The following is a 15,965-nucleotide window of genomic DNA, read 5'->3' on the forward strand; positions in this document are numbered from 1 at the left end:
TGTTACAAGTAAGGCTCAGGAAGTTAACATTAACGAAAAAAATTATGCTTCTATAGCAACTCGCAATTTTTTCATCGCATTTTTTTCAAGTTGGCGAATACGTTCCGCTGAAACGCTGTATTTATCAGCCAATACTTGTAATGTTGATTTACTGTCATCTGCATCTAACCAACGTGCTTTGATAATATCTTGGCTGCGTTCATCTAATTGAGATAATGCATCATGTAACTTATCTGTTGCATCATTCTCCCAATTGTCATTTTCAATTGATTTAGAGAAATCAGAATTACCATCTTCCAAATAAAGAGCGGGTGCAACAATTGAATTGTCGTCATCATCAGTATCAATATCAAACGACATGTCTTGGGCTGACATGCGCGATTCCATCTCTAAAACATCTTTACGGCTTACACCAAGTTCATCAGCAACCATATCCACTTCGGCACTGTTAAACCAGCCTAAACGTTGTTTATTCTTTCTTAAATTGAAAAATAACTTTCTTTGAGCTTTTGTCGTTGCAACTTTAACAATACGCCAGTTTTTCAGTACATATTCATGTATTTCAGCTTTTATCCAGTGTACCGCAAATGAAACTAAACGAACACCCATTTCTGGATTGAAGCGACGTACTGCTTTCATTAAACCAATATTACCTTCTTGAATCAAATCTGCTTGAGGTAAACCATAACCGGAATAACCACGGGCAATATGTGCAACAAAACGTAAATGTGACAAAATTAATTGTTTTGCAGCATCAACATCATCATGATAATAAAGCTTTTCGCCTAATGATTTTTCTTCCTCTGCAGTTAACATTGGATAAGTATTAATCATACGAAGATATGATTCAATATTTCCTTGTGGGATTAAAGCACCTACTTGCATTTTTAAATCAGTACTCATTAAATTCCCTCCTTAATTTAAACTAGTTTTGTCGCCATATTCATAATAGCAACAATATAACTGTAATATTAGACTACTAAAATATCATTTAGTTCACATTTATTATTAATTTAGTAACAAAAAACTATGCTTAAATAATTAAGCAATACGCATTGTTTTTAAATATTTCTTAGTCGATATCAGTGCAGAAAGCCAACCAAGAATTATAGAGAACAATACAATTAGTATACTTTCGTCCCATGAAAGTCCTTTAAGGGTAAATTTTGTACCAAAAATAGTAGAGACATGTAATATAATTGAATCGATTTGAAAAATAAAGACTTCTGATAAAATCAATGCTAAAATAGTGCTGATAAATCCAATTAATATACCATTATACAAAAATGGGCGTAATATAAAACCTTCAGTGGCGCCAATTAATTGCATCACCATAATGACTTGTCTACGAGCAAAAATGTTTAATCGAATACTGTTACCTATGACAAGCGAAACAGCGCCAATCATGAATATCGAAATTATCCACACTATAGATTTTACCATATCTGTTAACGCTGTTAATCGAGTAAACCAACTATCGTCAAGTTGAACATCATCAATCTCATTAATTTTAAGTAATTTAGATTGAAAAGCATGCAATATATCTGTATTTTTTGCTTCTTCTTTTGGAATAAGAATTGCTACAGCTGGTAATGGATTTTCATCCAGAAGATCAAGTGCATTGCCAAATCCTGACCATGTTTTAAATTCTTCTTTTGTTTGATCTCGGGAAAGATATTCAATATTTTCAACCTCAGGATAAGATTTAAGCTTAGAAATCAATTCAGTGGTCTGTTTTGAAGTTAACTCTTTATTTATGTACACAGTTAAATTTGGTGTTGGGTTCCACTGATTTGAAGCTTGATTAGCATTTTTCCAAAGTAAATAGCTAATTGTCGGTAATGTTATTGAAATAGCAATAACAAAAACTGTTAATAATGAGGCAAAAATATGTTGAGTAAAATTATTAAAGGTATTACGCCAAGCATAACCAATTTGTCTTCTCCAACGACAAAAAAAAATATTCTTATCTTTTCCCTTGGATTTGTTCGGTTTAAGATTACTGCTCATCATTTATTTAACCTCTAATCGCCCTTGATTTAAATGCAATATACGATACTTTTTGTGGCGAATAAGCGTCATATTGTGAGTTGCCATCAAAACAGTTACCCCTGTTTGATTAAACTCTTCAAATAGTTTTAAAATGTCTTTTGAGAGTTTATCATCCAAATTACCTGTGGGTTCATCTGCAAGTAAAACAGTAGGATGATTTACAATTGCTCGAGCAATACCAACACGTTGTTGCTCCCCCCCTGATAACTGTATTGGATAAAATTTCATTTTATTTAACAATCCAACTTTATCCAATGAGGCTGAAACTCGTCGACGAATTTCTTCGGGTGATTTTCCTAAAATAATTAATGGAATAGCAACGTTATCATAAACAGTATGATCCATTAATAATTGATGATCTTGAAAAATCATACCAATAGTACGACGTAAAAATGGCATTTCTTGTCGTTTCAATCTCGACACATCAATGCCATTTAGCAATACATTGCCATCATTGGCTTTTTCTAATCCACAAATTAGACGCATTAAGGTGCTTTTACCTGCTCCAGAATGACCTGTTAAAAATGCCATTTCTCCGGGTAATAAAGTAAAGTTTATATTTTGCAATGCCGGTTTTCCACCAGAATAAACTTTACTCACGCGTTGAAATTGGATCATTATTTCTTTTACTCTTCTGTTTGATCAAACAGAGCATTAATAAAATCCACGGCAACAAATGGTCTTAAATCTTCAATTTTTTCACCTACCCCAATATAACGAATAGGTATATTAAACTGATCAGCAATGCTAAAAATTATACCACCTTTTGCTGTCCCATCCAGTTTCGTTAATGCCATTCCTGTAACACCTACTGCCTCATTAAATAATTTGGTTTGACTAATAGCATTTTGTCCTGTACTTGCATCAATCGTTAACATAATCTCATGTGGTGCTGTCTCATCTTGCTTTTTAATGACTCTTACTATTTTTTTTAATTCATCCATTAAATGAGATTTGTTTTGTAATCGGCCCGCTGTATCTGCAATTAACACATCTATTTTTTTTGCTTTTGCTGCTTGTATAGCATCAAAAATGACTGATGCTGAATCGGCATTAGTGTGTTGAGCAATAACGGGGATACTATTACGTTCGCCCCATACTTGTAATTGTTCAACCGCTGCTGCACGAAAAGTATCACCAGCAGCTAGCATAACTGATTTGCCTTGTTGTTGAAACTGACGAGCTAACTTACCAATAGTTGTTGTTTTACCTACACCATTAACACCAACCATTAAAATAATAAATGGTTTATGATTATCAATATTAAGTGGTTTATCGACTCCATCTAATATAGATTTCATTTCTTGTTTTAAAAGCTCATGTAATGCATCTGCATCTTTTAGTTCTTTTCTAGAAGCGTGTTGAGTTAGTGTATTAATAATCTTTTGTGTTGTATCAAAACCAACATCAGCGATGAGCAATTGTTCTTCTAATTCTTCAAATAATGCATCATCAATCTTTTTTCCTCTAAATAAGTTAAGGAATCCTGATCCAATATTCTGTTTTGTTTTAAAAAGTCCTTTTTTCAAACGAGAAAAAAATCCTTCTTTTTTTTGTTCAACCATAAATTGTTTATCCCATGACAATTGCTAGTAATCATTTTATATTATTTTAAAATAAAGCCCAATGTATTCAAACAAAAGGAGTAACATTATTGATCTATTAGATCATTTTATTAAATTATAAAAAGAATAATAAGTTCTATATAAAGAATAATTAAAATTAATTACTAATAAAGATCTGAAGTTTTAATATGACACCATTTACCTAGTGGTAGTTGGTGCGTAAATAAATTATATTTGCCAATTTGAATTCTAATTAGTCGTAAGCAAGGAAAACCCACCGCTGCACACATTCGCCTAACTTGGCGATTCTTTCCTTCAGTAATAATAATGCTTATCCATGAAGTGGGTATTGTTTTACGTTCACGAATAGGAGGAACTCTCTCCCATAGCAGCGATGGTTCATCTAAAAAATCTACTATAGCTGGCGCTGTATAAAATTCCTTTAACTGAATACCTTTTCTTAGTTGATCTATAGCTTGTTGACTAACTAAACCTTCTACTTGTACCCAGTAAGTTTTTGGCAATTTAAATTTTGGTGAGCTGATTTTAGCTTGTAATTTACCATCATTTGTTAACAATAACAATCCTTCGCTATCGGTATCTAAACGTCCTGCCGGATAAAATTTTGGTAATTTTATAAAATCTTTTAATGTCTGATACTTTTCATGAGGTGAAAATTGAGTTGTGACATTAAAGGGTTTATTAAAGGCTATTAATGAGTTCATCTCATCCTGCTTTAACTTAGTTTAAATATCATCTTTAGGTTATTATACACTAAATGAATTATTGTTTAGTGGCATACTCAAACATACAAACTTCTTTAGAAGTTTGTAATTTCTGTATGCAAAAAAGCCCAGCATTCCTGCTGGGCTCTCAATATATTTAAAAGTCTGGCGGCTCCCTACTCTCACATGGGTAATACCCACACTACCATCGGCACTTCGGCGTTTCACTTCTGAGTTCGGCATGGGGTCAGGTGGGACCACCGCGCTATTACCGCCAGACATATTCTGTCTTCTCTTTTTCTATTGATGATGATTATCACATATCTTCATCAATCGCTCAATCCGGAACAAACTGTTTCATCAATCTTTCATCATCTTTCGATGATTTCTTAATCTCTCAACTTCGCGTATCCAAAACAACTCCGAGTTGTAAGGTTAAGACTCTCGGTTCATTAGTATCAGTTAGCTCAATGTATCACTACACTTACACACCTGACCTATCTACGTCTTAGTCTCAAACGGACCTTACTGAATCTCTTCAGGGAAAACTCATCTCGAGGCTAGTTTCGTACTTAGATGCTTTCAGCACTTATCTATTCCGCACGTAGCTACCGGGCAATGCAATTGGCATCACAACCCGAACACCAGCGGTGCGTTCACTTCGGTCCTCTCGTACTAGAAGCAAACCCTCTCAATTTTCCTACGCCCATGGCAGATAGGGACCGAACTGTCTCACGACGTTCTAAACCCAGCTCGCGTACCACTTTAAACGGCGAACAGCCGTACCCTTGGGACCTACTTCAGCCCCAGGATGTGATGAGCCGACATCGAGGTGCCAAACACCGCCGTCGATATGAACTCTTGGGCGGTATCAGCCTGTTATCCCCGGAGTACCTTTTATCCGTTGAGCGATGGCCCTTCCATTCAGAACCACCGGATCACTATGACCTACTTTCGTACCTGCTCGAGCCGTCACTCTCGCAGTCAAGCTAGCTTTTGCCATTGCACTAACCTCCTGATGTCCGACCAGGATTAGCTAACCTTCGTGCTCCTCCGTTACTCTTTGGGAGGAGACCGCCCCAGTCAAACTACCCACCAGACAGTGTCCCTTACCTCGATTCAGAAGTATAGGTTAGAACATCAAACATTAAAGGGTGGTATTTCAAGGTCGACTCCACACACACTGGCGTGCATGCTTCTTAGTCTCCCACCTATCCTACACATTAAGGCTCAATGTTCACTGTCAAGCTATAGTAAAGGTTCACGGGGTCTTTCCGTCTTGCCACGGGTACACCGCATCTTCACGGCAATTTCAATTTCACTGAGTCTCGGGTGGAGACAGCCTGGCCATCATTACGCCATTCGTGCAGGTCGGAACTTACCCGACAAGGAATTTCGCTACCTTAGGACCGTTATAGTTACGGCCGCCGTTTACTGGGGCTTCGATCAAGAGCTTCTGCTTACGCATAACCCCATCAATTAACCTTCCAGCACCGGGCAGGCGTCACACCGTATACGTCCACTTTCGTGTTTGCACAGTGCTGTGTTTTTATTAAACAGTTGCAGCCAGCTGGTATCTTCGACTGACTTCACCTCCATCCGCGTGGGACTTCAATTACCATCAGCGTGCCTTCTCCCGAAGTTACGGCACCATTTTGCCTAGTTCCTTCACCCGAGTTCTCTCAAGCGCCTGAGTATTCTCTACCTGACCACCTGTGTCGGTTTCGGGTACGATTAACTATAACCTGAAGCTTAGAGGATTTTCCTGGAAGCAGGGCATCAATTACTTCACTACCTTAGTAGCTCGTCATCACGCCTCAGGGTTTCAGTGACCGGATTTGCCTAATCACACCCCTACACGCTTAACCCACCATCCAATAGGTGGTAAACCTAGCCTTCTTCGTCCCCCCATCGCAGTTATAGCCAGTACGGGAATATTAACCCGTTTCCCATCAGATACGCCCTTCGGCCTCTCCTTAGGGGTCGACTCACCCTGCCCCGATTAACGTTGGACAGGAACCCTTGGTCTTCCGGCGAGCGGGCTTTTCACCCGCTTTATCGTTACTTATGTCAGCATTCGCACTTCTGATACCTCCAGCATGCCTCACAACACACCTTCTACGGCTTACAGAACGCTCCCCTACCCAATACACTTACGTGCACTGCCGCAGCTTCGGTGCATAGTTTTAGCCCCGTTACATCTTCCGCGCAGGCCGACTCGACTAGTGAGCTATTACGCTTTCTTTAAATGATGGCTGCTTCTAAGCCAACATCCTAGCTGTCTAAGCCTTCCCACTTCGTTTCCCACTTAACTATGACTTGGGGACCTTAGCTGGCGGTCTGGGTTGTTTCCCTCTTCACGACGAACGTTAGCACCCGCCGTGTGTCTCCCATGATTAAACTTGTCAGTATTCGGAGTTTGCATCGGGTTGGTAAGCCGGGATGGCCCCCTAGCCGAAACAGTGCTCTACCCCCAACAGTTATACATGAGGCGCTACCTAAATAGCTTTCGGGGAGAACCAGCTATCTCCCGGTTTGATTGGCCTTTCACCCCCAGCCACAGGTCATCCGCTAATTTTTCAACATTAGTCGGTTCGGTCCTCCAGTTAGTGTTAACCAACCTTCAACCTGCCCATGGCTAGATCACCGGGTTTCGGGTCTATACCCTGCAACTTAACGCACAGTTAATACTCGGTTTCCCTTCGGCTCCCCTATTCGGTTAACCTTGCTACAGAATATAAGTCGCTGACCCATTATACAAAAGGTACGCAGTCACTATTACCCAACGGTAACAGCTCCCACTGATTGTACGTACACGGTTTCAGGGTCTATTTCACTCCCCTCCCGGGGTTCTTTTCGCCTTTCCCTCACGGTACTGGTTCACTATCGGTCAATCAGGAGTATTTAGCCTTGGAGGATGGTCCCCCCATCTTCAGACAGGATATCACGTGTCCCGCCCTACTCTATAAGCTTCCACATAATGCATTTTCATGTACGGGACTTTCACCCTCTGTCGTGCGACTTTCCAGACGCTTCCACTAATACATTATGCTACCCGCTTGGGCTGCTCCCATTTCGCTCGCCGCTACTTTGGGAATCTCGGTTGATTTCTTTTCCTCGGGGTACTTAGATGTTTCAGTTCTCCCGGTTCGCCTCATCTGACTATGGATTCATCAGATGATAGTGCAGTCACCTGCACTGGGTTTCCCCATTCGGACATCAACGGCTATCGCGCCTTTTATCGGCTCACCGTCGCTTTTCGCAGATTAACACGTCCTTCATCGCCTCTGATTGCCTAGGCATCCACCGTGTACGCTTAATTTCTTAACCTTACAACTCACAGTTGTCTTGGTTTTAATTACGCTTTTTTTCTCTTTTTTACTTCAGCGCATTCATATTTTCATACAAATGCTTTCCGTAAAAACGAGAACTCGTTTCTTTCAGCTTGTTCCTAATTGTTAAAGAGCTTTATCTTTCTATTTACTCTTATAAGTAAATACAAACATAATTTCATTAAGAAGTAACTTCATCACATATTATGGCGTCCCCTAGGGGATTCGAACCCCTGTTACCGCCGTGAAAGGGCGATGTCCTAGGCCTCTAGACGAAGGGGACTTAATTACTTCTTCTTTATAAACAAACAATCTGTGTGAACACTTACGAGCACTTCGTAAGGAGGTGATCCAACCGCAGGTTCCCCTACGGTTACCTTGTTACGACTTCACCCCAGTCATGGACCACACCGTGGTAAACGCCCTCCCGAAGGTTAAGCTATCTACTTCTGGTGCAACCCACTCCCATGGTGTGACGGGCGGTGTGTACAAGGCCCGGGAACGTATTCACCGTGACATTCTGATTCACGATTACTAGCGATTCCGACTTCATGGAGTCGAGTTGCAGACTCCAATCCGGACTTAGACGTACTTTATGAGGTCCGCTTGCTCTCGCGAGGTCGCCTCCCTTTGTATACGCCATTGTAGCACGTGTGTAGCCCTGGTCGTAAGGGCCATGATGACTTGACGTCGTCCCCACCTTCCTCCGCTTTATCAACGGCAGTCTCCTTTGAGTTCCCGACCGAATCGCTGGCAACAAAGGATAAGGGTTGCGCTCGTTGCGGGACTTAACCCAACATTTCACAACACGAGCTGACGACAGCCATGCAGCACCTGTCTCACAGTTCCCGAAGGCACTCTCGCATCTCTGCAAGATTCTGTGGATGTCAAGACCAGGTAAGGTTCTTCGCGTTGCATCGAATTAAACCACATGCTCCACCGCTTGTGCGGGCCCCCGTCAATTCATTTGAGTTTTAACCTTGCGGCCGTACTCCCCAGGCGGTCGATTTATCGCGTTAGCTTCGGAGCCCATCACTCTAGGCAACAAACTCCAAATCGACATCGTTTACAGCGTGGACTACCAGGGTATCTAATCCTGTTTGCTCCCCACGCTTTCGCATCTCAGCGTCAGTATCTGTCCAGAAGGCCGCCTTCGCCACCGGTATTCCTCCACATCTCTACGCATTTCACCGCTACACGTGGAATTCTACCTTCCTCTACAATACTCTAGTTAACCAGTTTTAAGTGCAATTCCTAGGTTGAGCCCAGGGCTTTCACACCTAACTTAATTATCCGCCTACATGCCCTTTACGCCCAGTCATTCCGATTAACGCTCGCACCCTCCGTATTACCGCGGCTGCTGGCACGGAGTTAGCCGGTGCTTCTTCTGTAATTAACGTCAATTGATGAACCTATTCGATTCATCACCTTCCTCATTACCGAAAGTACTTTACAACCCGAAGGCCTTCTTCATACACGCGGCATGGCTGCATCAGGGTTCCCCCCATTGTGCAATATTCCCCACTGCTGCCTCCCGTAGGAGTCTGGACCGTGTCTCAGTTCCAGTGTGGCTGGTCATCCTCTCAGACCAGCTAGAGATCGTCGCCTTGGTAAGCCTTTACCCTACCAACTAGCTAATCCCATATGGGCTCATCAAATGGCGCATGGCCCGAAGGTCCCATGCTTTGGTCTCTCAACATTATGCGGTATTAGCAGTCGTTTCCAACTGTTGTCCCCCTCCATTCGGCAGATACCCATACTTTACTCACCCGTCCGCCACTCGTCATCAAGTGCAAGCACTCATGTTACCGTTCGACTTGCATGTGTTAAGCCTGCCGCCAGCGTTCAATCTGAGCCATGATCAAACTCTTCAATTTAAAGTTTGATGCTCAATAACTGTCTCTGACATATTCAAATGAATCTTCAGTGTCACTTATCAAGACTTAATTTTTCAGTCCGTAGACTTTTAATCTTTCGTCTCGCAAGTGCCCACACAGATTGTCTGTTTCTTCTTTTTAAAGAGCTGACAGCTATTTATCTTTCACTAAACATTTTGTTATTCAGTTTGCTGTCTCAAGGGTTGCGTATGTTACTCACTTCACTTGCTCTCGTCAACCCCTATTTAAGAAATTTTATTATTTTTAGATTGATTGACTGCTTTTTACTCAAAATGATGTGTTATAACGTTATTTGGAGTCGTTTAACCGCATTTACGGCTTTATTTACCGCTTCGGAGACCGTTTCGGCTTTTGCCAATGCGACTCCCATTCGCCTTACACCATCTACTTCAGGTTTACCAAATAAACGTATATCTGTATGTGACTCTTGTAATGCTTTTTCTAAATTAGCAAATGTAATTTGCTTTGAACAACCATTTACTAAAATAACCGCAGAAGCAGCAGCACTGTATTGTTCAATCATAGGAATTGGTAATCCCAGTATAGCTCTAGCATGTAATGCAAATTCGGTGAAATTTTGAGATATTAATGTTACCAACCCAGTATCATGCGGACGAGGAGAAACCTCACTAAACCAAACATGATCACCTTTTACAAATAATTCAACACCAAATATACCTCGTCCTCCTAGAGCATCAGTTATTTTAGTTGAAATTTCTTTTGCTAGATTTAAAGCTTGATTAGACATTTGTTGCGGTTGCCAAGATTCTCGATAATCCCCTTTTTCTTGACGATGACCAATAGGTTCACAGAATGAAATACCATTAATATGTTTGACAGTAAGTAAGGTAATTTCGTAATCAAAATTCACTAAGCCTTCTATTATTACTTTTCCTTCACCTGTACGTCCACCTTCTTGAGCATAGATCCATGAGGAATCTATATCAACTTCACTACGTAATAATGACTGACCTTTGCCGGAAGAACTCATAATCGGTTTGACAAAACAGGGAAAACCAATTTCTGTTATTGCTTGTTTAAATTCTGTTTTATTTGAAGCGAAACGGTAAGGTGAAGTAGGTAACTTTAATTTTTCAGCAGCTAGGCGACGAATACCTTCTCTATTCATTGTTAACGCTACTGCATTTGCAGTGGGAATGACCGTAAATCCTTCACTCTCTAATTCAACTAAAGTTTTTATTGCAATGGCTTCTATTTCAGGAACAATATAATCGGGTTTTTCAGTTTCAATGACGTTTCTTAGTTCATTACCATCTAACATATTGATAACATGAGAACGATGTGCAACTTGCATCGCTGGAGCATTAGCATAACGATCAACAGCAATCACTTCACAACCAAATCGCTGTAATTCAATCACAACTTCTTTTGCTAGTTCCCCTGCACCACAAAGTAAAACTTTTGTTGCGCTGGATGATAGTGGTGTCCCTATTTTTGTCATGATATTCTTCTTATATGTTTAATCATTTTATTTTGTTTATAAGCTTAAAATAAAAAATCGGGATAATTATCCCGATTTTTCTTAATTTAAAATTATACTGAATATGGATCACGTAAAATCATAGTTTCACTACGATCCGGACCCGTTGAAATAATATCAACTGGTGTTTCCGTTAATTCTTCAATCCGTTTGATATAAGCTTTTGCTGCTTTTGGTAATGCATCATAACTCTTGATACCAAACGTCGATTCACTCCAACCTGGCATTGTTTCGTAAACTGGTTTTACTAAACTCCAATCTTCAGCAGCAGCCGGTGCATTTTTGATGACATGACCATTTGGTAATTGATAACCAACACAAATTTTAACTTCGTTAAGACCATCGAGAACATCCAGTTTTGTAAGACAAAATCCAGAAACAGAATTTAGTTGTACGGCTTTTCGAACGGCAACTGCATCTAACCATCCTGTACGACGACGACGACCTGTTGTTGCACCGAATTCATTACCCTGTTTACAAAGGTACTCGCCAGTTTCATCAAATAATTCTGTAGGAAAAGGACCAGCTCCAACTCGTGTAGAGTAGGCTTTAACAATTCCTAATACATAACCGACATAACGGGGACCAAAACCAGAACCAGTTGCTACTCCACCAGCAGTCGTATTAGAAGATGTCACATAAGGATACGTACCATGGTCAATATCAAGCAATGTACCTTGTGCACCTTCGAACATAATCCTTTCACCTTTTTTTCGTGCATCTTCTAAAAGTGCAGGTATATCGGCAATCATAGATACTAAAATATCTGCAATTGCTAATGTGTCATTAAGGACTTTCTGATAATCAACAGCTTCAGCTTTATAGTAATTTACTAATTGAAAATTGTGGTATTCCATCACTTCTTTTAATTTTTCAGCAAATGCCAGTCTATCAAGTAAATCCCCAACACGAAGTCCACGACGTGCAACTTTATCTTCATAAGCAGGCCCAATACCTCGACCAGTAGTACCAATAGCTTTATTTCCACGAGCTTTTTCTCGAGCTTGGTCTAATGCAATATGGTAAGGCAAGATTAATGGGCACGATTCAGAGATAAGTAGTCTTTCTTGAACAGGTATACCTTTATTTTCAAGTTCTTTCATCTCTTTCATTAAAGCATCTGGACATAGCACTACACCGTTAGCAATAATACTCATAACATTATTATGTAGAATTCCTGATGGAATTAAGTGTAATACGGTTTTTTCGCCATCAATAACCAACGTGTGACCTGCATTATGCCCGCCTTGATAACGTACCACATATTTTGCTTTTTCAGTAAGTAAATCGACAACTTTACCTTTGCCTTCATCACCCCATTGTGTACCTAGTACAACAACATTATTACTCATAGACTGTTTACTCATTCTGTTATTTATTTGATTTTAATTTCATATACTGGAAAAACTCACTATCAGGACTAATGACCATCACATCATTACCAGTGAAACTTTGTTCATACGCTTTTAAACTACGAATAAAACTAAAAAACACCATATCTTTACCAAAGGCATCAGCGTATAGTTTAGCGGCATTAGCATCGCCTTCACCTCGGATTATACGAGATTGACGCTCTGCTTCTGATAATATTTTGGTTGCTTCTAGCGTAGCTGTCGCTCTTGTTTCTTCGGCTTTTCTAACACCTTCAAAACGTTTATCACGAGCGATCACTTCACGTTCTGCTCGCATTCTTGCATAGATAGAACCAGAAACTTCAGATGGGAAGTTAATCTGTTTAATTCGAACATCAATGACTTCAACACCAAATGCTCTTAAGCTGGTTTTATTGATTTCAGAATCTTTTTGGGTATCAGTAACCAATTTGTCAATTGGTGCAGTATCAATGGAGTCTTGATGATTTCCATTCAAAGCATCTTTAACTCGAATCATTAAAGAATTTCGTGATTTAGTATCAGCGTTAGAATCATTAATAATATCTTTATTGCTTAATTTACCAATTTCAGCTCTTAAACGACCATTTAGACGTGCTAAAAGTAAGTCTTCAACGTTATTTCCGCCAGCTACTGTTTCATAATAACGATTAAAATCAACAATTTTCCACTGTACAAAATAATCAACAATTAATTCTTTCTTTTGTACGTTAAAAAAACGTTGTTCTTTGCTATTATTAGAACTATTAGTTGTTTGAATTTTAGCATCAATAACTTTGATGCTATCCATACCAGGAACTTTAAAATGTAATCCTGGATCAGATAACCCAATAATTTTATTAAATCTTAAAACAACACCACGTGTTCCTTCTTCTATCACATAAGCGCTTGAAAAGAACATACCAATTAAAATTAAAACGATAGGAATCAATAATTTACGCATACTCATCTTTCTCCTTATTATTGTCCCATAGTTCTCATAGTTCTCGCTGTATTGCTAGTAGAAGAACTATTGTTACTTGTTGTGGCACTTTTTTGTGATTCACTTGCTGTTTGAGGTGTACTTTTCATTGCTTCAGAAGAATTTGGCATATTAAAATTATAATCACTACTTTGATTTACTGTTGATGTAGATACTTTTTCGCCTTTATTTTTTAATAATTGTTCTAATGGTAGAACCATTAGATTACCACTTTTATCATTAACGATGACTTTATGAGTCTTCTCTAATATTTTTTCCATCATTTCAATATATAAACGCTCTTTAGTTATTTCAGGAGCAGCTTTATATTGAGGTAAAATTTGCTCAAAACGTGCAACGTCACCTGCAGCTTCAAGCTCTACTCGGACTTTATAGGCATTAGCATCAGCTAAAATTCTTGCCGATTTACCTTCAGCTTGCTGAACTAATTGAACTTTATCTGCTTCTGCTTGCTTGATTTCACGTTCACTATCACCCTGAGCACGAATTGCATCATCGTAAGCATCTTGTACCTCATCCGGTGGACGAGCCACTTGGAAATTTAAATCAACAATATTAATTCCCATATCATAATGGGTGATTACATTAACAAGTTCATCCTTAGTGCTACTTTCAAGAATTGAACGACCATCGGAAATGATAGCATCAATATTAGAGCTACCCACAGCGGTTCTAAGAGCACTATCTGCGGTTTGGCGAAGGCTATCTTCAACATTAGTAACATTGAATAAATATTTTAAAGGATTGCTAATACGATACTGTACATTCATCTCAACAAAGACAAGGTTCTCACCTGTAGTAACAATAAAGCCTTGGACATTGAAATTTCGAGTTCCTTGAGTATCAACAATATAGACCTTATCAATTAAGGTAGGTTTCCAATTTAATCCAGGTTGAACAATTTCTGGTTGAACTTGACCAAAGCGAGTAATCACCCCTCTTTGGCTTTGATTAATGGTATAAAACCCACTTAAACCCCAGATAAATATTAAAGCAATAAATGCTATTACAATAATTTTGTAGGTATTCATCGGTAATTTAGTGTTTGATGAACCGCCATTGTTATTGCCTAACTTACCTTTTTTAAGTAAATTTTTAATTTTATCCAATATATCATTTGTTGAATTGGAAGGTTTTTTGTTATTACTTCCCCATGGATCGTTATCTTGTCCGTTATTTCCGGGCTGATTCCACGCCATATTTTATATGCTCCATTTAACGATTAGTTGTTATTTTGCGTATTAATTAAGTATAACAGATCTGGCTCCTGTTTACAGAGACGATTCCATTCAATGGAAGGCATTCTCACATCTAGTCGAAAACTACCGTCATCATTAATAAACTCACGTTCTACTGCATTTAACTGATAAAAACGACTTCTTAATTTTGCCAAATGAGCAGGTAAATTCAACTGACAAACTTGAATCTGTTTAGCAAGCCTTTCTTTTAATGCTATAAATAAGAGATCTAATCCTAAACCATTTTGAGCAGAAATCCAAACACGAATTGGAATTCCCTCTTCATTACGATCAATGCTCGGTTCTCTACCTTCGATTAAATCAATTTTATTCATTACTAATAGTGTTGGGATATCATGTGCATCAATTTCAAATAATACTTCTTCTACTGCATGTATATTCTCCAACATATTAGGATCAGCAGCATCAATAACATGTAATAATAAAGCTGCTTCTTGTGTTTCTAATAAAGTTGCTTTAAAAGCCGCAATCAGATCATGAGGTAAGTGACGAATAAAACCTACCGTATCAGCTAAAACAACTTCTCCAACATCATCAACTGTAATCCGCCTTAGTGTAGGATCGAGCGTAGCAAATAACTGATCAGCTGCATAAACATCGGCATGAGTTAGAACATTAAATAGTGTTGATTTACCTGCATTGGTATATCCAACTAAAGATGCAGTGGAGAGATCTGCTTTATTTCTTGATTGCCGATTTTGGTTACGCTGTTTTTCTACTTTAGCTAATCTTGATAAAATTAATTGAATTCTATGACGAATCAAACGTCTATCAGTTTCTAACTGTGTTTCCCCCGGTCCTCTTAAACCAATACCACCTTTTTGTCGTTCTAAATGTGTCCATCCACGAACCAAACGAGTAGATAAATATTGCAATTGTGCTAATTCAACTTGTAATTTACCTTCATGAGTTCTCGCTCGTTGTGCAAAAATATCTAAAATTAAACCAGTTCGATCAACAACGCGACATTCACATAGTTTTTCAAGGTTACGTTCTTGAGTAGGCGTCAATGTATGATTAACTAAAATAACGGAAGCTTGTAGTTCTTTAACTTTTTCAGCAATTTCTAGGGCTTTACCTTCACCAATAAAATATTTGGCTTGAGGTGTTTTTCTTGATGTTGTCACAATATCGAGAATCTCTATTTGAGCAGAAGCAACTAATACTTCAAACTCTTTTAGATCCTCGATATCGCTTTCTTGAGGAAGGAAAACATGGACTAATAAGGCAGATTCTCCGCCTTTATATCGATCAAACAAT

General features: G+C 39.0%; 9 protein-coding genes, 1 tRNA gene, 3 rRNA genes and 1 pseudogene. All 14 read right to left on the minus strand.

What is annotated here, in order from left to right; genetic code table 11:
* Positions 1-42: 42 nt before the first annotated feature.
* Positions 43-903: an RNA polymerase sigma factor RpoH gene (rpoH, locus tag J4T76_RS04855; protein WP_267340160.1), complete on the minus strand. Its 861-nt coding sequence runs from the start codon at positions 901-903 to the stop codon at positions 43-45.
* A gap of 138 nt (positions 904-1,041) precedes the next feature.
* The gene (gene ftsX / locus J4T76_RS04860) at positions 1,042-2,013 is read right to left on the minus strand and encodes a permease-like cell division protein FtsX (RefSeq protein ID WP_267340159.1); all 972 of its coding nucleotides are present in this window, start codon (positions 2,011-2,013) and stop codon (positions 1,042-1,044) included.
* Positions 2,014-2,670 carry a cell division ATP-binding protein FtsE gene (gene ftsE / locus J4T76_RS04865; protein ID WP_267340158.1) on the minus strand — a complete coding sequence of 219 codons (657 nt, stop codon included), beginning with the start codon at positions 2,668-2,670 and terminating at the stop codon, positions 2,014-2,016.
* An 8-nt stretch (positions 2,671-2,678) separates the two neighbouring features.
* Positions 2,679-3,602: pseudogene (gene ftsY, locus J4T76_RS04870) on the minus strand (signal recognition particle-docking protein FtsY); the annotation flags it as partial.
* A gap of 179 nt (positions 3,603-3,781) precedes the next feature.
* The gene (locus J4T76_RS04875; RefSeq protein WP_267340155.1) at positions 3,782-4,342 is read right to left on the minus strand and encodes a pseudouridine synthase; all 561 of its coding nucleotides are present in this window, start codon (positions 4,340-4,342) and stop codon (positions 3,782-3,784) included.
* 163 nt (positions 4,343-4,505) lie between these two features.
* Positions 4,506-4,621 (minus strand): 5S ribosomal RNA (gene rrf / locus J4T76_RS04880).
* A gap of 152 nt (positions 4,622-4,773) precedes the next feature.
* A 23S ribosomal RNA gene (locus J4T76_RS04885) occupies positions 4,774-7,672 on the minus strand.
* A 209-nt stretch (positions 7,673-7,881) separates the two neighbouring features.
* Positions 7,882-7,957: transfer RNA gene (locus J4T76_RS04890), tRNA-Glu, on the minus strand.
* A gap of 56 nt (positions 7,958-8,013) precedes the next feature.
* A 16S ribosomal RNA gene (locus tag J4T76_RS04895) occupies positions 8,014-9,551 on the minus strand.
* Together the 16S, 23S and 5S rRNA genes with 1 tRNA gene alongside form the textbook arrangement of a ribosomal RNA operon.
* Positions 9,552-9,852: 301 nt before the next feature.
* On the minus strand, positions 9,853-11,034 hold the full coding sequence (gene purT / locus J4T76_RS04900) for a formate-dependent phosphoribosylglycinamide formyltransferase (protein WP_267341014.1): 1,182 nt from the start codon (positions 11,032-11,034) through the stop codon (positions 9,853-9,855).
* A gap of 92 nt (positions 11,035-11,126) precedes the next feature.
* Complete coding sequence (locus J4T76_RS04905; RefSeq protein ID WP_324123794.1) at positions 11,127-12,425, minus strand: adenylosuccinate synthase; 1,299 nt, start codon at positions 12,423-12,425, stop codon at positions 11,127-11,129.
* 19 nt (positions 12,426-12,444) lie between these two features.
* Positions 12,445-13,407 (minus strand): protease modulator HflC, encoded by a 963-nt coding sequence (gene hflC / locus J4T76_RS04910; RefSeq protein WP_267372663.1) that lies wholly within the window; start codon positions 13,405-13,407, stop codon positions 12,445-12,447.
* 17 nt (positions 13,408-13,424) lie between these two features.
* A complete protein-coding gene (gene hflK, locus J4T76_RS04915; RefSeq protein ID WP_267354813.1) occupies positions 13,425-14,645 on the minus strand; it encodes an FtsH protease activity modulator HflK in 1,221 nt (406 codons plus the stop codon).
* Between the two features lie 23 nt (positions 14,646-14,668).
* Positions 14,669-15,964 (minus strand): ribosome rescue GTPase HflX, encoded by a 1,296-nt coding sequence (gene hflX / locus J4T76_RS04920; RefSeq protein WP_267341018.1) that lies wholly within the window; start codon positions 15,962-15,964, stop codon positions 14,669-14,671.
* Position 15,965: the final 1 nt, after the last annotated feature.

This window comes from Gilliamella sp. B3022, from assembly GCF_028751545.1.
Classification (GTDB): Bacteria; Pseudomonadota; Gammaproteobacteria; order Enterobacterales; family Orbaceae; genus Gilliamella.

What these genes read in the sequence shown, in the direction of transcription:
- rpoH (WP_267340160.1), bottom strand. Translation starts at nt 903, where the DNA reads ATGAGTACTGATTTAAAAATGCAAGTAGGTGCTTTAATCCCACAAGGA.
- ftsX (WP_267340159.1), bottom strand. Translation starts at nt 2,013, where the DNA reads ATGATGAGCAGTAATCTTAAACCGAACAAATCCAAGGGAAAAGATAAG.
- ftsE (WP_267340158.1), bottom strand. Translation starts at nt 2,670, where the DNA reads ATGATCCAATTTCAACGCGTGAGTAAAGTTTATTCTGGTGGAAAACCG.
- J4T76_RS04875 (WP_267340155.1), bottom strand. Translation starts at nt 4,342, where the DNA reads ATGAACTCATTAATAGCCTTTAATAAACCCTTTAATGTCACAACTCAA.
- purT (WP_267341014.1), bottom strand. Translation starts at nt 11,034, where the DNA reads ATGACAAAAATAGGGACACCACTATCATCCAGCGCAACAAAAGTTTTA.
- J4T76_RS04905 (WP_324123794.1), bottom strand. Translation starts at nt 12,425, where the DNA reads ATGAGTAATAATGTTGTTGTACTAGGTACACAATGGGGTGATGAAGGC.
- hflC (WP_267372663.1), bottom strand. Translation starts at nt 13,407, where the DNA reads ATGCGTAAATTATTGATTCCTATCGTTTTAATTTTAATTGGTATGTTC.
- hflK (WP_267354813.1), bottom strand. Translation starts at nt 14,645, where the DNA reads ATGGCGTGGAATCAGCCCGGAAATAACGGACAAGATAACGATCCATGG.